This window comes from Maribacter cobaltidurans, from assembly GCF_002269385.1.
Taxonomy (GTDB): domain Bacteria; phylum Bacteroidota; class Bacteroidia; order Flavobacteriales; family Flavobacteriaceae; genus Maribacter; species Maribacter cobaltidurans.
This window is the reverse complement of record NZ_CP022957.1, coordinates 4,151,565-4,173,329: the sequence shown is the minus strand read 5'-3', so window position 1 is coordinate 4,173,329 and position 21,765 is coordinate 4,151,565. Positions and strand designations below refer to the sequence as shown.

Genomic DNA, 21,765 nt, shown 5'->3' with positions numbered 1-21,765 from the left:
TTACTTTTTAATATGCTGATAATAAGATAACTGACCGAACGAAATATTCTCATCGTTACTAGACAATATACGATTAAATTTTAACTTTATTCCCGAATTTTCAGCTAGTTTTATAAGCTTTTCGATGAGTACAGCATTTTGAAAAACCCCGCCACTACAAGCAATACAACTAAAATTATGCTGCTTTGCTATATTAAAAATCACGCGCGCTAGCGTATGAATAAAACTATTCGCAATTCTTGGAATTGAGAAACCATCTACCATAGCTTGATGAATATTTTGAATAATTGTTTTTGTTGGAATGTTTTCAAATACTACCCCTGCTAAAAAATCAACTTCATCATTTCCAACATACATTCTTGCTTGATTTTCTAATAGCATTGCAGCCTCACCTTCATAGCTAGTCACATCTATTATACCCAACAAGGATGCAACCGCGTCAAACAAGCGTCCTACCGATGATGTTTTCAATGGGTTGTTCTCCAACATTTTTAAATAGACTTTCCATTCCGTTTCGGAAAACTTCTTCCTGGCAATTTCCTTTTCTGCATTGGGAAGTATACTGAGAAAGGACAATCTTGGTTCTTTCGCCATTTTATCAGCAGCCAACCAATCATAATATTCAAAGTGAATCAGCCGTTCCATTTCGTGATTTTGATACGTAAAGGACTCGCCTCCCCATATCATATTGTCTTCTCCAAACCCAGTTCCATCCCAAACTAGACCTAGTATTTTTTCTTTGGAATCAAATAAATCGTGTTCGCCTAAAACACTTGCAAAATGGGCTTTGTGATGTTGTATGGAGATATATTCCGCATTCCATTTTTCAGCCAACTCCCTTCCCAAAATGCTACTTTGATATTGTGGATGGGCATCTATCAAAATTACTTCCGGTTGTGTTTGAAACAACTTTTCAAATTGTCCAATACTATTCTGAAATCTTTCGGAAACATCATAGCTATCCAGATTTCCAAGATAAGGACTCATATAGGTATGCGAATTAGGCACAAACGTAAACGTGCTCTTTAAATGGGCACCCATGGCCAGTATCTTTTCGTTTCCCGAAGGTGTCATATTCAGAAAGTTGGGAGCTAATCCACGAGAACGTCGAAGTGTAATTTGATGTTCATCAGTAAACCGAAATACAGAATCATCCTGAGGAAAAGTAACTTCTAAATCGTGATGCAGGAAATAATCAGCCACTCCAGATAGTTTTTGAATTGCTTCTGATTCTTTCGAGATAATCGGGGAGCCATGAACATTTCCACTCGTGGCGATGATCGGAGTACCAAGTTCATCCATCAAAACCGTGAGCAAAGCTGATGATGGTAACATAACACCGAATTGATTCAATCCTGGAGCGATACCATCTTGTTCCAAGTCAGGAATAGACTTCTTCGGGTTCAAAATAACTATGGGAGCTACAGATGAAGTAAGTGCATTTTCTTCTGTAGCACTTAGGTTAAAGTCTTTTTTGATTCTTTCCAAGGATGGATAGAGCAAGGCAAAAGGTTTCGCAGGGCGTTGCTTTTTTTCACGTAAACGTTCTATCGCCGACTTATTATTGGCATCGCAACATAGCAGATAACCATTTGTGTTTTTAAGTGCCAGGATGCTTCCTTTTCGGATGAAGTCGGATGTTTTCTTAACTAGCTCCTTATGGTCTCCATCAAATTGCCTCCCGTCATAATCTTGCAGTTTTAATTGAATCCCACAATCGGGGCAGCCATTCGTTTGCGAATGAAATCGCCTGTCATCAGGATTGATATATTCCGATTGACAAGTAGCACACATTTTAAAGGCAGAAACCGTTGTATTTGACCTCTCAAAAGGAAATTTTGTGGTCGCCGCAAATCTTGGGCCGCAGTTGGTGCATGTGGTAAAAGCATACCCATATCGCCGATTGCTTTTATCCCTAATTTCAGCTTTGCATGATTCGCAAATAGAAAAATCTGGGGTTAACGGAATGTTGGTTTGATGCTTTGCTTCTGAAGGAATTATCTTGAAGCCATCGAATTCTTGAAACGGAATTTCGGAAATCTTATGTGATTGAATGATAGAAATTGATGGAGCATTTTCTAGTAGTTGAACCAGAAAATTAGTTGCTTTTTCTTCGGAGGCATTGATGTGAATTAGTACTCCGTCTTGATTATTGCAAACCGAACCCCTCAATTGAAATTGTTTAGATAAACTATACACAAAAGGACGGAAACCCACCCCTTGTACTTGACCAGAAATAGTAATTTCAAAGGTTTTTTGCATTTAGCCATTATCCTTTCTTCCGTTCAATTTTCTCCAGTAACCAATCACACCAAGCATCTATTCCCTCTCCGTTCGTAGACGAAACTTGTAACACTTCTATTTCATGGTTTACCTCTCGCGCATCCTTGATTACGGCTTCTACTGAGAAAGGCACGTAAGGCAATAAATCGGCTTTTGAAACGACCATCATATCGCTGGTCAAAAACATTTTAGGATACTTTTTGGGCTTGTCATCACCTTCTGTTGTTGCCATTAAGGTAACGCGATAGTCTTCACCCAAATCGAAAGAAGCCGGACAAACCAAATTGCCCACATTTTCTATGAACAATAAATCAATATTCTCCAAGTCGAATTGGTCTAAAACCTGATGCACCATTTGAGCTTCCAGATGGCAAATACCTCCCGTTACTATCTGCAGGGCATGTATGCCGGTCTCCCGAATACGCTCTGCATCACGTTCCGTTTCTAAATCTCCGACCATCACGGCCATTGTTATTTTATCCTTTAGTTTTTCTGCGGTTTTCTGCATTAAGGTGGTCTTACCACTACCTGCTGATGAGGTTATGTTGATTAAAAGAGTATTGGTTTTAGCCATTTCCTTTTTAATAATATCCGCTACAAAATCATTTGCTTTGAGCAAATTGATATTAGTGTTCTCGCATTGCACAGTTCCTCGTGCCGCCTTTGTTGATTTATCTACGCTCATCGTTTTTTTGTGTTTATAAAGACCTAATGGTCTAGTCATCAAATTCTATTTTGTGAATCAACATTTCCTCCCCTTCGATTACATTTTTACTTGGTCGTTCGCAATTTTCGCATAGAAACCTGTAATTCTCCACATTGGTAACATGATCGCAAACTTCACATTGAATTTTCAATTGTGTCGATTCTATTTTCAAAGCAACGTTCTGAAATCTGCCATCCCTTAAATGATAAACATCATATGCGTTGTGTAGCAAACGCGGTTCTATGTTCGAAAGGATTCCCACTTTCAGGTGAATTGCTTTCATCTTCTGGAGTTTCTCAGCTTCAAACTCTTGTTCCAAAGTCGCAATAATGCTATTTACGATAGATGTTTCGTGCATAACCCTCCTAAATTAAACTTTTTACTTTTTCCAATTCTTGGAGATGCTTCTCAGCTTGTTCTAGTATACCAGCATCTGTCACCAAAGTTTTCACTTCCTCGGCTTTTTCCTTCATTTCTTCATATTTTTTCAACTCCTCCTCACTAGTTTCGTTATGTGTAAGCCATCCCAATTCCAATTGATTCATCAAGGTCAAAGCACGTTCAAAGGGATATGCTTCTGCCGTTCTCACCTCAAGCGCTTCCTCAAACAGACCAGCTGCTTTTTCAAGATTGTCATGAATTTTTGCTGGAGGAAAATGCATTAACGCTGTCGCATAATTATGACTTGCCATTGCATTTTCATACGGATACTTATCTTTTGTATAAAAAGCCAGAACTTCTTTGAAGGATGATGCACAAAAGGCCGTCCACATTGGTTTCTCGTCAGCACCTACCGGAATTTCAGAATAAATTAACGCCAGATTGTGATGTACATCTGCAAATTTCTGAGGATGTGTATCTCGCTTGAACACTTTCAATACATCCTGAAAAGCATTAATGGCTGCTTTATAATATTGAGGACTTCCATTCTTTGACCAAGTATATAATAGAATCGCTTTTTTGAATCCGGCCTCTCCCAAGAACTCCGGAATATCTTCTTCTTTAAAATATTGAATCGCTCTATTAATAAGTTCTTTGGATGCAACAAAGTCTCCCTTAAAATTGGCAATTTCTGTTGCATCGACCAACAACATTCCTGCCTGTATTTTCAGGTCTTTTGCTTCGAATTGAGCAATGGCCTTTAACTGCAGTTCATGAACTTCTTCTAACATTTGACTATCATAAGGCACTTGTAATTGTGCCATTAAAATTCCCGCTAAATGGGTATTCATTGCATTTTTGGCATCTTCTGAAATGGCAATTTCGAATTGTTCTTGCGCCAGTTGTTTTGCCTCCTGCAATTCACCAGAATCGAGAAGTAAATTTAGGTAGTGTTTAGCCGTAAATACCTTGACTTCATCATTTTCAGCTTTGGAAAGTGCTTCAGAAAACTCTTTTTTAAGTCCCTCATTGTTTTTGGGGTTTTCTACGACACCATAATAACTTAGAACTGCACTGTTGTGCGGCGATGTATTGTAACAAAAATCTACCATGTCAGGCGAAATCTCATAACCGAATTGCAAATGTGTTGCAATCAAAAGGTGGTGGTATAGCGGATGTTCTTCAGAAACAAACTCAAAGGCCTTTTGATGATTTCCAAGCTTATAGAAAACCAAGGCCAGTAGATTTTGCCTGTTAAATGGAGTCGCAGGAAATATATAAGGCGGTTCCAAATCATACCAATCTAAAGGAACTGTAATTTCATCCGATGCTACCACCAAGGTTTTCAGGTCATCTATAGTTTCAGCGTCCTCGGTTATGCCAACCAACTCATCCAATCTATCTACCGATGCAATCGCCTTCTGAACCTTTAGGATGGCATCAGTTGTTGTTAATATCGTAAGCATCTTTGTCTACTTTTTGTGTACCTCGTGGGTCTTTTGCAGCTGTTTGCTGTATATTTCTACCATAGATTTCAGCGAGTCGTTCCGAACGGTAATCACCGATAACTTGAACCAAAACCTCGTTAGGGTCTTGGGTATTTATAAATATGAGCGAAACCTCCCAACGTCCTTTTACAGGGGTAACCTTGTACTGCACCTCGGCATCTATTAGCCAGTCGTTTTTTGGTTTTGTCATGAGATACTCACCTTTATCAAATTCGTTTTTTCAATGATTTCATAATCCAAATCCCTGTCAGTCATATCTAAATCATTGTCTATCAATATCTCTCGAATAGCTAGGGTTTTATCACCTTTTAAATTACGTGATTTCAATAGAAACTGAGTCGGTTTGTACATTTTAACGAACCATTGACTCGAAACAGGAGTGATTAAAACCTTACTCTGCTCTTCCACATAGGTGACATACGCGTAATGAATGTCTCCGAAGATGGGTTGAATCAATTCATTGTCCAAATAAATATGTGAAGTCTTCAGGGTGATTTTAGCACTCACGTAGATATCTATAAATTTAATTCTTCCAAAATATGTTGTACGACTTTATCACCTGCTTCCTTCACCACGTCACTCAAATCAACTTCTAGCTTGGTATTTTCAATCGCCACTAAATACACTTGAATATCTTCTGGATACTCATCTTGTAATATTTTTTTCGTGTACGATAAAGCCTGGTCCCATTTCATTCCATGGAGAAAAACCATCGGGTCATCTTGAGGTGCTTTCATTACTTCTTCCGCTGGGACTTTAAACAAAGTACCCACAGGTTCATTGCTATTCAGAACTGCATCTGCCAAAATAATCTTATCATGGCCTTTTAAACCAAAAAGTACTTCAAAGGCAGCTGTACCCATATCGATAATGCTTATGTCGTCAGAATCGGGAAGTTTTTCCCGCAACTGTTCTATTACATAAATGCCTACTGCATCATCGCTGCGCACCGGATTTCCAAATCCCATTATTGCCGTTTTCATCTATTTTTCTTTCTATTAAAGTAAAAAACTTTCCCGAGGTCACCCTCAGGAAAGTCTCAAAAAAACTACATGTCAGAAGTTATAATTTGAATCTTGATAGCTCAACGCCACTTTGCGCATCATGGGCATGTACCGTACATACCAAACATGAATCGAAAGAGCGCGCTACAATACCTACTTCTACTGGATCTAATGGGTCTTCGATCGTTGTGCCCAAAAGAGCGGTCTCAATAGGTCCTGGATTATCATTACCATCTTGCGGACCAACATTCCAAGTTGTTGGGGCCATAACTTGATAGTTTTTGATAACACCATCTTTAATTTCAATCCAATGTGCTAAGGCTCCTCTTGCTGCTTCCGTAGCACCAAAACCTTTGCCGTCTTTCTCAACAGGTTTGGTGTAGAACTCACCATCTAAATCAATTTCAGATAACCATTGTTCAATGAATTTATAGATTCTAGGAGCTTCATGAACTCTAGCAAGAACTCTAGTGAATACGCTAGGCCCTAGCTTTTTCATGATATCACCAAATAAAGGATCTCTAATTTGATGTTCCTTATTATTTGGGTTAGCGTTCATAATCACCCTAGCCAACGGACCAGCTTCAGCAGCATGTCCGTCATAACGCGGAGCTTTTGCCCAGCTATATTGATTATCAAAGTCACTATCATGCAATGTCTGCGATTTCATAGGTGTCGGAAGCGGTTCATCCCAAGGGTGAAGCCCATCTTCTTGGTCTTTATACCACGAATGCTTAACGTGCTCGCTCACTTTCATGTGGTCAAACTCATGATAATTTTCACCATCAAAGAATCCACTTGAGCTAATTAAGGCGTCATTTCTACCTTCAATAGTTGGATTATTATATCTGTCTTTATGCAAGTATGTTCCTGTTGCTAAGAATTTACCAACACCTTGACCGAATTTATCCAAACCAAATTCGATACCCGCACGAATCAACAATCCCAGATCACTATTCTTTTGAGATTCATTTTCTTCGACCCACGCCAACATGTCGTCCCAAGATTTGATTTCCATATAACGCTCGATAGAGCAACCTAACCAAATCGGTTCTAACCAATCGTTTTTAAATTGTGCGAGTATAGCATGAGCTCTGGTAATATCCTTTAAGGTAGGAGCGCACATCACCCCACCCGGCACCATGTAACTTGAGTGGGGCCATTGACCACCGAACAAGGCATAAATCTGAACTGGCAGTCCACTTGCCGTCAATCCCTTTTGAAAGGTTTCTCCGACATAGGCGGACCAGCGTTTTACCACTTCCTTATATAAAGGTTTATCGGCATACTTTTTATTAGCTAAATCCGTGGCGAAAATCGCATAATACCATCTTGGGATACTTTGAAGGGTTTCCGAAGCCTGACCAATCGCTCTCAACAAAAGAGCATTTGGGGTTAGCTTTGTTCCCCAAGCAGTATCTAATGCCGAGGATGCACAATATAGGTGCGACCCTCCACAAATACCACAAATTCTAGGAGTAACAATGAGTCCCGATTGTGGATCCTTGCCTGCCATGATTTTCTCAAAACCCCTGAACATCGCTGCTTGCGTATGGGCGCGTGTGACTTTGCCGTTGTCAATATAGACCTTCACATCCAAATCGCCCTCAACACGACCAACGGGAGATATATTTAATTCTGTTACTGACATTTTTATTCTTTTTCGTTGCTATTATTTTGAACCTTCCTTAACCCTATGGTTTGTAGGTAATACTTTCTGGAAACCGGCCTCTAAATAGTAAGCCAATTTGTTCCTACCCTCTGGGACTTCTTTAGGAAATGTACCCATGTACTTCATGGTCTTAAAAACACTACCTTTCATAAGGTCGTGATGTGGAAAGCCAGGTTCGGTACAGCCCAAACAAGGATGATTAGCTCGGGTTTTACTAGATTGTCTGTTCCACAATATATTGTTACAACTCGCTCTTGTCATTGGGCCTCTACATCCAACCTCGTAAAAGAGGCATCCGTTACCCCTTTGGCCAAATCCACCATCGACTTTTTGTGCAAAGTTGACTACGTTGGTACAACCTGTCTGAACAAAGTCGGTAAAAAACGTTTTTGGCCTGTGGTAATCATCAATAAGCACATCGCCTATCCTTCCCACAGAAATCGCGACAAGAATTTGAGTAATCCAATCTGGGTGCGCAGGGCAACCTGGTATATTTATTACTGGCAAACCACCTTTTGAAACATAGTCAGGGCCCAAGAACCCACCCTTGTTCTTTTTATGGAATTGCATTCCAGTAGATTCACTAGGGTTTGGCGGAACTGCAGGTATGCCTCCCCATGTTGCGCAATCGCCAATAGCGACGACATAGCCCGCAACTTCTGAGAGTTCCTTAATCCAGTCCTTCATCGGACGGTCAGCGAATAAGTTCATGGTTCCTGTGTTATCCGGGCCTTGAATTATCGAGCCTTCAAAAACAAGAATATCCATCTGCACTTTTCCTGCGAGGATATCCTTTAATAGGTCTTGAACTTGGTCCCCAATCTGTAAACCGGTTGTTGGGTGCCATAAAATGTTTAGCCCGAAATCGGTAATAAGTTCTACCACCGTTGGTTCTTCGGCGTTCAAAAAGGACATTGTGTTGCCACTACATGCACCTCCTTGTAACCATAGTACATTTGCCATAAGTCATTTGATATTTATTTTAAAAGTAATGAAAATAAGAATATGATTCTTATTTAACAAAATTTTTAGAGTATTTTGCGTTATTTGGAATATATCTTAATTATTCATGACAACCTCTTAAAATAAAAAGTCTGTAAGCTAATTTAATTTCAGATGAACTAATTGAGTTTCATGAAAGGAACCATTTTTGGTACAGAGGATGATTACCCTACACGGCCAGACCGAGGTTTTTGTCCATATCAAGCTCAAACTTCCCGTAAGGGTTCACATGTGCATGTATCAACGGGCTCAATGCTCGGTAATCTTCTTTTGAAAACCTGTCCATCCATCCGTTCTCGGAAACCACACGTTGGATCATAAGTGTGTTCACATAGACTAAACAGTTCTGGAGCAGATGAAGTGCAAGTACGGATAGTTCCTGTTCTTCCAATCGGTTCGAGGAAACTTCACCACTTTTTCCAAAAAAAATGAAACCGTTGGCAGAGTTCCAATTCTCTATCACGTTCAGCCCCCCGTGTATTTCACGTCTGATGTCCCCATCGGCAAGGTACCTGCAAAGGAATATCGTTTTCACCGCCTTTCCTAGTTCCTGCAGGGCCCTGTATGTCGGATGGCTCTCGTTACCCCTGGTGAACCTCTTTAAAATTGATTCAGGGTCGGCGGTACCCTGTTCCAAAGCAGCGGTATATTTTACCATTTCATCATATTGCCTCTCGATGATTTCCCATTTGATACCTCTATTGAGTATCGGTAAAAGGTTTTTAAGTTCTTTCTTTAGGGAAATATCGGGTAGGTAAAGTTTCTGGGAGGCAATATTCTTCAACCTTGGCATTAGTTCAAACCCCAAGAGCTTGCAAAAAGCAAACGCGACCTCACTCTGACCGTGGGTGTCCACAAACTGTTTTTCCACCTTCATATCGGTACAATGCTTGAGTACACCTTCTATCATATTGGCCACTTCTGATGAGGAACATTTCTTTAGTTGGGAATAGATGCAGGTGGATCGCGTGTCCACGTGCCAATAGATCATAACGCCCCTTCCTCCATACCGGATGTGCCATTCCGCCATCAGGTTCTGGTCCCAGGACCCGAACTTTTTGGAATCGGAGGCACATGAGGTCGTTGCCTCGCCCCAGAGTTTGGTGTCCTTTACGGAGAATACCCCATTGGCCACTTCCCTAATGGCACTGCGCAGGGAATCTTTGTGTACATATACATTCTTTACATGACGGAGCTCCTTGTAGCTTACATTATTACCTGACGCTATTCTTTTAAGTCCCATATTGGTTCCAAGCCCATAAAGAACCAACAATAGTCTTTTTCTGAGCTGTTCCGGTGTCAAACGTTCAGATGTCCGGATACTCTTGAACAATTTTGTGAACCCGGACCAACTGTCCGCTTCGCGAAGGATTTCCAAAAGTGATGTCATTGGCCATCTGGATTGTACATCTCCCTTGAGCGCATTTATGTTCGGTGGGTCCACGAGCGGGTCCATGGGGGAGAGAACAATGTTCTTGATGCCGCTTTGCCGTAATCTTACATACTTGTTGGACGGCAAGTTTTCATTTAACGTTCTCAGTGCGATTTCCATTTCTTCCTTTAATCCCTTGGTAAATTCCACGGGGTCGTTCTCTACGCCCAACCGGTCGTAATAAAATTTCCTGTTCATATTGAAGTCTTTAGGTACATCCTCATCGGGATTACGGTACCTATCGGCTCCTTCAACCCATATTTCCTTGCAACGGAGCCTCTTTCTCAAAGCTTCAAGTACTGCTATTTCATAGTCTATCCGATCCATATCGCCTTTGCCCATCCCTTTGACAAGTTTTACAAAGCTGGGCTTGATGATGTCCGAAGTGGGAATCGAGTCATCGTCCATTGAGAATTTTGAGTTTGGCATAGGGTTCTCCAACAGCCAATCTATCGCGTCCAAAATAGGTACGTGCAGATCGTTGTTCGACCTGAAGGTAAGACTGCCCAATATTTTCGGGACCATTCTCCGATAATGTGAGGAATAACTGGAACGCACCAATCCATGGATTTCATTTTTGAAACCCTTACCGGAATATTTATACTCCTTGACGATATCGGAAAGCTTCGATTTATTTGCAATGGGAAATATTACCCTATTGATGGTTCCTTTAGGGTCCTTCAATGATGCCTCGGCGATTCGGGCCAATATTGTCGTCTTACCATAAACGCGTTTCAATTCCTTTACCAGTGCGGTCTCTACTTTCTTTTTTGCCTTCTTTGATAGTTTTCCCACAATGAGAATGAAAAGATCCACAAGGTCATCTATGATTTTTTGCCTTCTGGAAAAAAGAAAGACACCCATCAGGGTATCCCTAATATATGGTGGGTGTCGCCTTATCTCCCAAGCGGATTCCGAAGCTATTCTTTTGTACAATCTTTCCCTAATCTTGGGATGTATCCCACCGATTTCTTGAATAGGAATTGCGCAATCCTCTATAAATGCCAATTTGTCCAGCTCATCAAGAACGGTTAGAAGGCCAACACGTCCAGGATCTGAACGAAGCCAAGTAAACGAACCCTTTTCGCCTGGATCGCTTCTCAGGCAACGGTCGAATAATTCCGTTGTACCCCTTCCCAACAATGATGCAACCTGATCGAAAAATCTGTTTTCAAATTTCGAGAGTGCAGTGGAAATTATACGGGAAAGTACTTTTTCCGTAGGAGCTGAAAGTTTATGTTCAAAGAACCATTTAAGGCAAACATCTTCGATTTCTGTTTTTGTACTTCCAAAGGGAAGGATGTCGTCAATCAAAAAATCGATAAGATCTTCGCGGTGTTCTTCATTTGTTTTTTCAACGCCCAAGAATTTTAATATTTCTTTACGATGACGTTCTGCGGTTCTTTGCGACCAATCATACTCATTTAAAATAGATTCATTGGTCTCCAACTGTTCACTTAAATGGGAAACCAGACCACTTACCAAACTTGATTTACTTTTAGGAAATGAACCTGTGGATAAATATTGTTTCAATTGGACTGCAAAAGCCAGTTTATGGGGAAAGCTTTTATTCTTCAACAATATTGACTCATCGTAGGTCAGGTACCAATCCTGATACTGGTTTTGTTCCATGTGTTTTTGCCACAAATTAGCATATTTATCTTAATACGCTATATTTGAGATAAATTCGATATCAGTGTTTACAGGGCTTGTGGGCTAAGTTGTCGCTTTATGCAGCTATGAGGTCACTACCCCAATATCGTTTTCATTGACCTCGGCTACGCGTAATTGTCGTTCCGTACCATCGGCATTCGTCGCTACCAAGCCCATATTCACTTCAGGCTCCATATCTTCCGGTAAGTTGGATTTAGGAACGCTTTGAAAAAGTTCTCGTTTCTTTTCACCGTAAGCCTCTTCTTTTGGAATTACTATGGTTTTCTTTTCCTTAGGTTCCATGTCTAACAGGCCCTTTTCAAATCCGGGAATTAAGCTCCCCTGTCCTAATTTGACCTCTAGAGGTTCCCTTTCCAAGGAGCTATCGAACACCTGTCCGTTTTCCAATTTCCCCGTATAATGTACGCGTACCAAATCACCTTCTTTTACTTTGCTCATACTTATGTTTCTATGTTATTACTAATATGAACTGCAAAGGTACCGATCTCGAAAGCGAATGACGAAAAATAACGCAAAACATCCCCCTTTTCACGATTTTTTAACGTAATTCAACCAAAAAACTGTTCAAAAGTTTCATTTCCATATGTTTTTTAATACGAAATTTCAATTTTTTCACTAAAAATTCACTAAAGCCTTTAAATAAATTAATTCCTATATTTAAGGGTCTATGTTGACATATTTAAAACCAACAATATCCATGAGAACGGCCTCCCTCCTAGTTACTTTATTTGTATTCCTCGACGCACCAATGCTATCGGCACAGCATAAAATTGGGATTTTTGATGGTACTACTGTCATTGGCAATCCAAAAATTAAGGGAACGGCCAGTTATGCGGCTGAAAACCAAACCTATACACTATCTGGTGCCGGGACCAACATGTGGTTCGGTCAGGATGAGTTCCAATATCTGTGGACGACACTTCAGGGTGATTTTATATTGCGGACTACTGTTCATTTTAAGGGTAAAGGCAAGGATCCCCATCGAAAAGCGGGATGGATCGTTAAAAATAGTTTGGACACCAACTCCAAACATGTAAATGCCAGTACCCATGGGGATGGACTCACTTCCTTGCAATACCGGACGTCCATTGGCGGATTAACCGAGGAGGTAAAATCAGCCAACACCTCCCCTACCATTATTCAATTGGAAAGACGGGGAACTACCTATATCATGTCCACCGCGAAGTTTGGCGAGGAATTTACGCAAGTGGAACTGGCGGATATGGAAATGGATAACGAGGTGTACGTAGGACTGTATGTATGTTCCCATAATCCATCGGTTTTAGAGAGCGCCACCTTCAGCAATGTACGTATCATCAAGCCCGTGGACCCTGAGTTTACGCCCTATAGGGATTACATTGGTAGTAATCTGGAAGTTATTGATGTGGAAACAGGTCATCGGGAAGTATTGTACCAATCGGCACATTCCATTCAGGCACCCAATTGGACCCCTGATGGTAAACGTTTGATTTATAATTCCAAAGGTCATCTCTACAATTATGATTTGGCTTCTAATGGCATTACTCCGTTGAATACCGGATTTGCCGTAAATAATAATAACGACCATGTACTAACCTTCGATGGTTCCATTTTGGGCATTAGCAATCACAATCAAGAGGACAATGGAACCTCTGCGCTTTATTACTTACCTAGTAAGGGCGATTCCCTACCCAAAATGGTAACGGAGCCCGGTGTTGGTGCTTCCTATTTTCATGGTTGGTCAAAGGATAACAAGAAAATGATATTTACAGGTAATAGGAATGGGGCCTACAACATATTTACCATCGATATAAAAAATGGTAAGGAAGCACAGCTAACGGATTTGCCCACGTTGGATGACGGGCCCGAATATAGTCCGGATGGAAAGCATATCTTTTTTAACTCGGTACGCACGGGGAACATGCAATTGTTCAGAATGAAGAAAAATGGAAAAGATCAGGAGCAATTGACCTTTGATGAATATAATAACTGGTTTCCCCATGTAAGTCCAGACCAAAAGTGGATTGTCTTTATTTCCTTTCCCAAGGATATTGACCCCAGTGACCATCCCTTTTATAAACATTGTATGCTACGCATTATGCCCTATAAAGGTGGTAAACCAAAGGTCTTGGCGCATATTTATGGAGGTCAAGGGAGCATCAATGTCCCAAGTTGGTCACCCGATAGTAAAAGAATAGCCTTTGTAACGAATACAGGAAGTTATTAGAGCCTTATTATTGGCGATTTATGCGGTTCTAGGATGGATTTTCGGCGTCTTCTATTTCCTTTATATTCCCAAAGTATCTTATGGAAAATCGTTGGGAACTTGTTACCACTACGGTAGCTTTTTTGTTGGGAAAGAGATTTAGGCTCACCTGATAGGTCTCAGATTTTTCGGAAATAGAAAAAGTAATCTGCATTTCATTTTTTTGGGCATCGTATTCTTCTTTATAGTTGGAAGGTATACCGTCAAAAACAATTCCGGCATCACTAGTATATCCCCCACCGGATTGACGTTCACCGTAGTAAGGTAAAAAAGCGGAAATAGTGTCCCCTTCTACTCTAAGATAATTGGAGGTGCCTTGCAACTGAATATTGGACATGGTGCTTCCCGGAGGTAAAAGACCAGAATTGGCAACTGCCATCATTCCCCTACCAGGCAAAGGATTGGCAGTAGTAGCTATGAACTCAAAGGATTTGGCATTCATGAAGTCTTTAAACTCAGTTATCTGCTGGGAAGTATAGGAAACCTTCGAGCTAGTTTTGCATCCCAAAAGGAATAGCAAGCTCAACGAACAAACTATATGTAAACAGGTCTTCATATTTCGTACTATGCGTTTTGATGTAACATGACCATATACTCCTGCACCCCATCTTCCAATTTTTTGGTTTCTACCAAATAGTTTTTAATCAAATCCACCTGTTTTCCAATAAGCGTTTTTCCACTTCGGGCCAATTGCACCAATTCTTTATGTCTTCTTACCAAGGCCTCCATTTTCTCGGATAGCTGTTGTTTGATTTCGAACTGTCGTTGTGTAGTAGGTTCAAAAAGATAGGATTCCAACTTTCTTTTCCATTGCAATAAATCCTTGTAACTCCTGTCCAACCAGACCAAACAAGAGTTGCTATCCAGAACATTATTGGGCGATTTAGTTTTTTCTGTAGTCATATCGTTCTAATTTTAAGGATTTTTCATACAATAAGTTACAAAATTAATTAATAGGTTTAGCATGATATTAATCAGTTTTTACACTTTAACTTTAATTTAAATTAGATGTTAGAATAAGTTAAAATACCAACGGAAAAATGATAGAATTCCGTAACTTCAACTAAACAATTAATTTAAAGCTTATGAACATCAATTTTGAGTATGACGACGTAAAGGCCAGTAATCGTTTGGAGATTATGGCAGCCCAGAAACTGGAAAAACTGTTGGACAAATTTGATTTTATAGTGAGAGCGGATGTTTTCTTTAAGAAGGAAAATACTTCTTCCCCAGAAGAGGGAAAAATATGTAACATTCGACTTAGTGCTCCTGGTCCGAGGTTATTCGCGGATGCCAGTACGGGGAGTTTTGAAGCGTCTATATCTAAGTCAGTGGAAGAATTACATAGACAATTGCAAAAGCGTAAGGATAAAATGCAAACACATCATTAATCCAACTACCGATTACCATCATTTTTAATGGCCGAATCCTCAAAATGGGTTTCGGCCATTATTATTTTATCCAATCGTTCTGAAAATGGGCTACGCTGCAGTTCTTTAAGTAGCCGGCGTCTTTTCCGTTCAGAAATGTCCAAGGTATCTAGAATTTTTCGGGTATTTCTTTGATGTGCAATACGCTGCTGCTTTAACTCCAGTCTTTCCGATACCGGTGTTACCAATTCCGGCGCAAACTGGTCCATAATGGTATGCTTCTGAACCAAAATTGTTTTTGTTTCCTTGTCTTGGGCAGAAACCATTAAAATACCGCACAGCGTGCATGCCAAGATGCATTTCTTGAGTGATAGGAATTTCATTTTCATATAGTGTTCTAACCTAAAACTAAACACTTTGCTGGGATATCTTCCAACTATGCGTTCAGTTTCATTAATTATCGACCAAGGACCTTATCCTATATTATTTCCAGCTTCCTTCAAAAGCAAATTCCTTTTGGGGCTTACGTGTTCTTTCGGCTCTTTCCTGTTCCCTTAGGTCTTCGGGTAGATTATTCAACTCACCTCCATAATAACCAACGGCAATTGCAGTAGATATATGAAATCCTTCCGGAACATTGAATACCTCATGAGCCTTTTTCCAATCTACACCGGCCATATGGTGCAAGCCTATTCCCATATATTCAGCCTGTACGGTCATATTACCCAATGAAAGACCCAAATCGTGAAGGGCGTGAAAATTTTCTTCACCCTCAGGCGTATTTTTTTTATAGGCTGCCAACATAAGGAAGGGTGCATTACCTGCCCATTTTTGGTTGAATTCGCTCAGGCAATCCATAATCTTATCATAGCCTTCAGAACCTTTGTGTGCATAGATAAAGCGCCATGGTTGCCAGTTGTAGCAACTTGCGGACCATCGTATCGCTTCAAAGAGTCGGTTCACATCATTTTCAGTAAGGTCCTGATTGCTAAAAATTCTTGGGCTGTAACGCTGTTTTAACAAGGGATATATTTGATAGTCGTTTTTTGCTATGTTGTCCAATTGTAGTTGTTCTAATGTCGTCATATTTTAGTTTTAAGGATTTTAAATAAGCTACACATAAAGTGCTAAAGCACTTTGTCCTTTTGCATAAAATGTTGACTTGTATCCATCCCCTTTTATTATGTCCTCATATGACCAAAATCAATGGATAAAATAGCATAATTTAGTACCTTCGACGGCTTTAATAGAGTACTATGCTAGTTTGGATAATCTTTCTTGCCTGTATTTTGGTGTTTTTGGCACTGGACCTCGGTGTATTTCACAAAAACGATCATGTAATAAAATCCAAGGAAGCCGGAATATGGACGGCCATTTGGGTCAGTATTGCACTCGCCTTTAGTGGTGTAATTTATTGGTTGTTCTCTGAGGGAATGATGGATAATCCGACTGGACTTACTCCTAATGATGCCGTATTAAAATACATTACCGGGTATTTGATAGAACTTTCCCTAAGTGTAGACAACGTCTTTGTAATTGCCGTTATCTTTTCCTCGTTCAAGATTCCACCTGTATTTCAGCACCGGGTTTTGTTCTGGGGAATTTTGGGTGCTATTGTGTTTAGGGCCATAATGATTTTCTTTGGAGTAGCCCTAATCACCAAATTCGAGTGGATTATTTATGTCTTCGGCGTGTTCCTACTGTATACGGCCTTTAAAATGCTCAGGGGTGATGAAGAGGATTTTCATCCTGAGAAATCTTTTGTTTTTAGAAATTTAAAGAAACTCTACCCTATTACCTCGAAAATCAATGGACATGATTTTTTCGTTAAGAAGATGGGGGTTAGGGCGGCCACTCCCCTATTCGTGGCCCTAATTGTCATTGAGCTGACGGATATCCTTTTTGCTCTGGACAGTATTCCTGCGATTTTAGCAATTACGGCCGACCCTTTTCTGGTGTTCAGTTCAAATATATTGGCTATCCTAGGTTTACGGTCTATGTATTTTTTAATATCCAGAATGCTGGAGAAATTTAGGTTTATCAACTACAGTTTAGTGGTTATCCTTGCCTTTGTAGGGCTTAAAATGCTGTTTTCACATTATCTGCACTTACCTGAATGGGTTTCGCTGACCGTAATTTCACTATCCCTAATTTCTGGAATTTTGGCCTCCATATATATATCGGAAGAAGAGGAGTAATTCCTTAGGGCTTTCGATTGAACATGAGCTTGTAGAGGGTACCTACCAACCAATTTCCGGCTGGAAAATACAGTGCAAAAAATAAGGCCATTGCCAATGCGAAAGTACGGCCACCAAAGAATTGATCCAATAGGTTGTTTGGATAGGCGTATGAAGTTCGCATGGCATATCCACCAAACTCCAATAGCCCCATAGCTATAAGCCCATAAGCATATTGTTCGTAAAAAGGCCTATTCCTAAGCAACAATGAAATGGGAACCATGTAAAGAATGTATGTGGTAATTACCTGCCACCAATATGTGAACCTTGCAATTTCCAAGGTAGTTCCCAACCAATTCATTCCCATTCCCCAAAGCAAGTAGACCAGACAATACATCAGAATCAATCGCCAGTCTACGTCAAACTTCATTTTAGCATACTGAAGAAACCTATCCATACTGAATTCTACTGATTAAGCTTTCCATCTATAATCCGAAGGGCATCCTGCACCGTTTGCATTTGGTCCATATCATCATTTTCTAGGCGGATGTCAAAAGCATCCTCCACATCCAAAATAATATCTACCAAATTGGCCGAATTAATGTTCAACTCGGTTACAAAATTACTGCTTGGATCAATATCTGAAACGGATACATCCTCTGGAAGGTAAATCTGAATGATGTCCTTTAATTTTTGATATTTTTCTTCTTCTTGCATAGCATTGCCGGTCGTCTAATTATTATAGGCCCTAAAAATAACACACGCATTGACATCGCCAAAACCAAAACTTGCCTTTGCGATAATTTTAGGACGGTATGGAATCGTTTTTTGTGGAATTTTACCTTCATCTATAATTTTCACGATTTCCGGATGGACATCCTCGCAATTCACGTTCCCAAAAACAACGCCCTCCTCCAATTGCAGAATACTCCCCACACATTCAATACTTCCCGCTGCCGATAGACAGTGGCCAATCGTACCCTTAAAGGAATTGATGTAAGGAAATTGATTTCCCGATAAACCTAAAGCTTCGCTCCAATTGGTAACTTCTAAGGCATCTTTACTGGTTGCTGTCAAATGTCCGTTAATAGCATCGATTTGATACGATTCGATTCCGGAATTCTTAACGGCCTTTTTTATACAACGTTGAACGGCCTCGCTATTGGGGGCCGTCATGGAACCTTCTCCTACCTGTCCCCCACTATTAATTTCTCCCCCTAAAACTTCGGCATAAATTTTTGCTCCCCGCTTCTGGGCACTTTCCAAGGATTCCAAGACCAAAGCCCCCGCACCGCTACCAGGAACGAATCCCGTGGCGGTGGCACTCATAGGCCTACTCGCCTTACCTGGATTATTGTTAAAATCCCATGGTAAAATACGCATGGCATCGAAACCGCCCCATACATAAGGACCGCTATCGCTACAGCTACCAGAAAGCATAACTTCCGCTCTACCCGAAGCAATGCGTTCATAGGCTATTAAAATACTTTCCGTACCCGTAGTGCATGCCGATGAATTGGTGGTCACCTGATTACCACAACCCAACATACCACCAAGATAAGCGCTAACTCCGCTGGCCATGGTCTGTATAACCGCAGTACTGCCCAATCGCCTTACATCCTTGTTATCTACTTGGTAGACAGCCTCCCGAAATTTGTCGACCCCTAGGGTTCCCGAACCAAAAATAACGCCACAATCCCAATAGGGAACCTTTGAAGAATTAGGGAATAACCCTGCATCTGACCAGGCATCCTTACCTGCAATAACCCCGTAAATGATACCGGAAGCGTTTAACCCTCTTAATTGTAAAGGAGTAAAGTAATTACTTAATATATTGTCCTTAATTAATGGTTCACCGGCAATTTGACAGCCAAAATCCAAGGCCTGTAATTTTGATTGAAACCTAATCCCGGTTTTTCCTTGATGCAGGGCTTCCGTGAAATCGTGAAGCCCAACGCCATTGGGAGCACAGACCCCTAAACCCGTTATAACTACCCTTCTGCTCATTTTTTCACTCCCTTTAACATTCCTGATAAAGTTCCTTTGCAGACCATATCGTTTTCTTCATTGTACATTTTTACTTCACATTTCAGTTTGTGGAATCTATAGTATATCTTCCTTGATCTCACTGTAACCGTTTCCCCGGGATACACCGGTTGTAAAAACTCCATTTCCGAACTGCTCATACCAATTAGTATTTTTGATGAATCCAAGTCTTCATCACCAATCAAGTAAATACCCAGGCAGACCAATCCAATTTGTGCACAACATTCGGTCAAAATAACCCCAGGGGTTACTGGGTTGTCTTTAAAATGGCCCTTATAAAAATCGAGTTGCTCCTTAAAATGAAAGCTGCCCTTTGCCCCTTCATTATTAATCTCTTGCAAGTTATCCACAAACAAAAAAGGCTTGTCATAGGGTAAAAGCGCCAAAATTTCTTTATTATCCATAGCTTTTATCTTAGACTTTCACCTCCATCGACCTTAATTACCGTTCCCGTAATCCACTTTGCTTCATCCCTAACGAGCAAAAACACCGCATTAGCAACGTCTTCCGGGGTGGTCAACCTTCCCTGTGGATTTCTTTTTAAGGCATTTTTAATGATTTTTTCATAGCCTGGAATCATGGCAAGCGACCTTGTTTCCGTTACACCGGCTTGGATACAATTTGCTTTTATACCCATCGGTGCAAACTCCAATGCAATATTTCTGGTCAATGCTTCCAATGCCACTTTGGCCACCGAAACTGCACCATAGCCTGGCAAAACTTTAGCGTTTCCTTCACTCGTAAAGGAAATCACACGAGCATCCTCAGAAAACAAATTCATATCCACCAGTTCCTTTACCCAATCGTACAAACTAAGGGCCATAGCTTCGAAGGTGATACCTATATCCTGATTTGTAAGTACGGTTTGCCCATTTGAATACATAGGTTTAAGGTTTCCTTTGGCGATACTATGTACCAAAACCTTTATTTTATGTTCCGAAGGCAGGAATTCCTTGATTTCATTCAATAAATTTCCCCGCTTTTCGGAGTTTAAGGCATCTGCATTAAAGGCTTTAAATGATACGCCCTGCGCCCTAATTTCATTGAACTCCTTTTCTATGGCATCCATATGGGTTCTTCGGTCCCTATGGACCACAAGGATATGATATCCATGCCTGGCCAATTTTTTGGCCGTTGCCAAGCCTAGTCCATTACTTCCCCCTAAAATTATTGCCCAATTTGTATCCATAGTATTATTTACAATATTCACTACCATTCCAATAAGACCCGCTGTGCCGAAAATCCAGGCCCAAAACTTAAAACCATCCCTTGTTCGCCCTGTGATAATTCACGCTCCATAAAGCGCTGCAGTACGTAGAGTACCGTTACACTGCTCATATTACCATACAAACGTAAAACCTCCCTGGTATCCTCAATATTCTTTCCTAGGGAACCAAACAATTCTTCAACGGTTTGGACAATTTTTCTCCCTCCGGGATGAAAAATTAAATGGTCCACTTTTTCAATGTTGCTCCCATATTTTTTAAGAAAGGGATGTACAATATCTGGAAAGAAATTAGTAATTGTTTCAGGTACGGCCGGATCCAAGATCATCTTAAGTCCGGTATTGACCAAGTCGAAACCCATAAGGTGGGTGGCATCCCTAAAATGATACATTTCCTCTCCTAGTATTGAAGGACCCTGAGCCTCTTCTTCAGAGGATAATAATACACAGGCCGCCCCGTCGCCAAAAATAGCCGCACTGACCATATTGGCCATAGAAAAATCATCCAATTGAAAAGTTGCTGTTGGACTTTCGACCGCAACTAATGCTATGCGCTTATTGGGATTGGACTTCAAAAAGTTGTGGGCATAAATTAAACCGGAAACCCCAGCCGCACAGCCCATTTCCGTAACGGGCAATCTTACTATATCTTGGCGAAGACCTAGCGCATTGATGAGATAGGCATCCAAAGAAGGTATCATGATGCCCGTGCAGCTTACCGTAATAATGTAATCCAATGATTCTGGAAGCCAATCCGCTTTATTCAACGCCTTTTCGAGTACTTTGCTACCTAGCTTTTTGCACTCCCGTACATAAATTTGATTTTTCTCTTCGAAAGAAGTTTTGGTAAAAACCTCGTCAATAGGCATAATACCATAACGAATATCAACTGCGGCACCTTCAAAAATTTTTACAACTTTACGCTGAAACCTATCATCCTTGTTATGCAACCATTTATGAACGTAGGGAATAATATCTTGGGTTTCTCTACAATATTCGGGAAATTCCTTGGCCACAGTCACTATTTTGCTTCTCTGCAT

24 protein-coding genes are annotated in these 21,765 nt (G+C 40.6%); 3 read left to right on the top strand and 21 right to left on the bottom strand.

The genetic code is table 11. The features are described from left to right. The 11 genes from hypF to CJ263_RS18700 all read right to left on the bottom strand — a co-directional run bounded on the left by hypF (position 1) and on the right by CJ263_RS18700 (position 12,100). Positions 1-2,262: a carbamoyltransferase HypF gene (gene hypF, locus CJ263_RS18750; RefSeq protein ID WP_094998669.1), complete on the bottom strand. Its 2,262-nt coding sequence runs from the start codon at positions 2,260-2,262 to the stop codon at positions 1-3. Positions 2,263-2,269: 7 nt separating this feature from the next. Beyond that, positions 2,270-2,968, bottom strand: coding sequence for a hydrogenase nickel incorporation protein HypB (gene hypB / locus CJ263_RS18745; RefSeq protein ID WP_072878679.1), 699 nt, complete (start codon positions 2,966-2,968; stop codon positions 2,270-2,272). A gap of 31 nt (positions 2,969-2,999) precedes the next feature. Beyond that, positions 3,000-3,347 carry a hydrogenase maturation nickel metallochaperone HypA/HybF gene (locus tag CJ263_RS18740; RefSeq protein WP_036382147.1) on the bottom strand — a complete coding sequence of 116 codons (348 nt, stop codon included), beginning with the start codon at positions 3,345-3,347 and terminating at the stop codon, positions 3,000-3,002. Positions 3,348-3,354: 7 nt separating this feature from the next. Continuing rightward, positions 3,355-4,836 (bottom strand): hypothetical protein, encoded by a 1,482-nt coding sequence (locus tag CJ263_RS18735; protein ID WP_072877979.1) that lies wholly within the window; start codon positions 4,834-4,836, stop codon positions 3,355-3,357. Further along, positions 4,811-5,068 (bottom strand): hypothetical protein, encoded by a 258-nt coding sequence (locus CJ263_RS18730; RefSeq protein ID WP_036382140.1) that lies wholly within the window; start codon positions 5,066-5,068, stop codon positions 4,811-4,813. Before CJ263_RS18730 ends, CJ263_RS18735 begins: the two co-directional genes overlap by 26 nt. Further along, positions 5,065-5,385, bottom strand: a complete 321-nt coding sequence (locus CJ263_RS18725; RefSeq protein WP_051947244.1) for a hypothetical protein — start codon at positions 5,383-5,385, stop codon at positions 5,065-5,067. Before CJ263_RS18725 ends, CJ263_RS18730 begins: the two co-directional genes overlap by 4 nt. Positions 5,386-5,393: 8 nt before the next feature. Continuing rightward, complete coding sequence (locus CJ263_RS18720; RefSeq protein WP_036382137.1) at positions 5,394-5,861, bottom strand: hydrogenase maturation protease; 468 nt, start codon at positions 5,859-5,861, stop codon at positions 5,394-5,396. A gap of 79 nt (positions 5,862-5,940) precedes the next feature. After that, a complete protein-coding gene (locus tag CJ263_RS18715) occupies positions 5,941-7,533 on the bottom strand; it encodes a nickel-dependent hydrogenase large subunit (RefSeq protein WP_036382135.1) in 1,593 nt (530 codons plus the stop codon). Between the two features lie 21 nt (positions 7,534-7,554). Beyond that, positions 7,555-8,517: an NADH-quinone oxidoreductase subunit B family protein gene (locus CJ263_RS18710; RefSeq protein ID WP_067037452.1), complete on the bottom strand. Its 963-nt coding sequence runs from the start codon at positions 8,515-8,517 to the stop codon at positions 7,555-7,557. 208 nt (positions 8,518-8,725) lie between these two features. After that, on the bottom strand, positions 8,726-11,620 hold the full coding sequence (locus CJ263_RS18705; protein WP_094998668.1) for a Tn3 family transposase: 2,895 nt from the start codon (positions 11,618-11,620) through the stop codon (positions 8,726-8,728). Positions 11,621-11,725: 105 nt separating this feature from the next. Beyond that, positions 11,726-12,100: an FKBP-type peptidyl-prolyl cis-trans isomerase gene (locus CJ263_RS18700; protein ID WP_094998667.1), complete on the bottom strand. Its 375-nt coding sequence runs from the start codon at positions 12,098-12,100 to the stop codon at positions 11,726-11,728. A gap of 259 nt (positions 12,101-12,359) precedes the next feature. Between CJ263_RS18700 and CJ263_RS18695 the strand changes: the two genes are divergently transcribed. After that, on the top strand, positions 12,360-13,868 hold the full coding sequence (locus CJ263_RS18695; protein ID WP_094999316.1) for a PD40 domain-containing protein: 1,509 nt from the start codon (positions 12,360-12,362) through the stop codon (positions 13,866-13,868). Between the two features lie 28 nt (positions 13,869-13,896). Here the strand turns inward: CJ263_RS18695 and CJ263_RS18690 are convergent, their stop codons facing one another. Both CJ263_RS18690 and CJ263_RS18685 read right to left on the bottom strand, forming a co-directional pair. Continuing rightward, positions 13,897-14,463, bottom strand: coding sequence for a DUF4251 domain-containing protein (locus CJ263_RS18690; RefSeq protein WP_094998666.1), 567 nt, complete (start codon positions 14,461-14,463; stop codon positions 13,897-13,899). Between the two features lie 8 nt (positions 14,464-14,471). Continuing rightward, on the bottom strand, positions 14,472-14,810 hold the full coding sequence (locus CJ263_RS18685; RefSeq protein ID WP_094998665.1) for a hypothetical protein: 339 nt from the start codon (positions 14,808-14,810) through the stop codon (positions 14,472-14,474). A 182-nt stretch (positions 14,811-14,992) separates the two neighbouring features. On the opposite strand from CJ263_RS18685, the gene hpf reads away from it, so the two are divergent. Continuing rightward, positions 14,993-15,298 carry a ribosome hibernation-promoting factor, HPF/YfiA family gene (hpf, locus tag CJ263_RS18680; protein WP_094998664.1) on the top strand — a complete coding sequence of 102 codons (306 nt, stop codon included), beginning with the start codon at positions 14,993-14,995 and terminating at the stop codon, positions 15,296-15,298. A gap of 5 nt (positions 15,299-15,303) precedes the next feature. On the opposite strand, the gene CJ263_RS18675 is transcribed toward hpf, so the two are convergent. Continuing rightward, positions 15,304-15,660: a hypothetical protein gene (locus CJ263_RS18675; protein ID WP_158657197.1), complete on the bottom strand. Its 357-nt coding sequence runs from the start codon at positions 15,658-15,660 to the stop codon at positions 15,304-15,306. 100 nt (positions 15,661-15,760) lie between these two features. Further along, positions 15,761-16,363, bottom strand: a complete 603-nt coding sequence (locus tag CJ263_RS18670; RefSeq protein ID WP_094998662.1) for a nitroreductase family protein — start codon at positions 16,361-16,363, stop codon at positions 15,761-15,763. Between the two features lie 170 nt (positions 16,364-16,533). On the opposite strand from CJ263_RS18670, the gene CJ263_RS18665 reads away from it, so the two are divergent. Further along, entirely contained in the window at positions 16,534-17,475 is a 942-nt protein-coding gene (locus tag CJ263_RS18665; RefSeq protein ID WP_094998661.1) for a TerC family protein, read from the top strand. A gap of 4 nt (positions 17,476-17,479) precedes the next feature. Here the strand turns inward: CJ263_RS18665 and CJ263_RS18660 are convergent, their stop codons facing one another. From CJ263_RS18660 to CJ263_RS18635, 6 genes are read right to left on the bottom strand one after another with little or no spacing between them, the layout of a single operon-like run. Next, complete coding sequence (locus CJ263_RS18660; RefSeq protein ID WP_094998660.1) at positions 17,480-17,911, bottom strand: hypothetical protein; 432 nt, start codon at positions 17,909-17,911, stop codon at positions 17,480-17,482. A gap of 8 nt (positions 17,912-17,919) precedes the next feature. Next, positions 17,920-18,171, bottom strand: a complete 252-nt coding sequence (locus tag CJ263_RS18655) for an acyl carrier protein (RefSeq protein WP_094998659.1) — start codon at positions 18,169-18,171, stop codon at positions 17,920-17,922. A gap of 15 nt (positions 18,172-18,186) precedes the next feature. Further along, positions 18,187-19,461: a beta-ketoacyl-[acyl-carrier-protein] synthase family protein gene (locus CJ263_RS18650; RefSeq protein ID WP_094998658.1), complete on the bottom strand. Its 1,275-nt coding sequence runs from the start codon at positions 19,459-19,461 to the stop codon at positions 18,187-18,189. Further along, entirely contained in the window at positions 19,458-19,904 is a 447-nt protein-coding gene (locus CJ263_RS18645) for a 3-hydroxyacyl-ACP dehydratase FabZ family protein (RefSeq protein WP_094998657.1), read from the bottom strand. Before CJ263_RS18645 ends, CJ263_RS18650 begins: the two co-directional genes overlap by 4 nt. A gap of 5 nt (positions 19,905-19,909) precedes the next feature. Further along, positions 19,910-20,689, bottom strand: coding sequence for an enoyl-ACP reductase FabI (locus CJ263_RS18640; RefSeq protein WP_094999315.1), 780 nt, complete (start codon positions 20,687-20,689; stop codon positions 19,910-19,912). 20 nt (positions 20,690-20,709) lie between these two features. Further along, positions 20,710-21,765, bottom strand: a complete 1,056-nt coding sequence (locus tag CJ263_RS18635) for a type III polyketide synthase (RefSeq protein ID WP_094998656.1) — start codon at positions 21,763-21,765, stop codon at positions 20,710-20,712.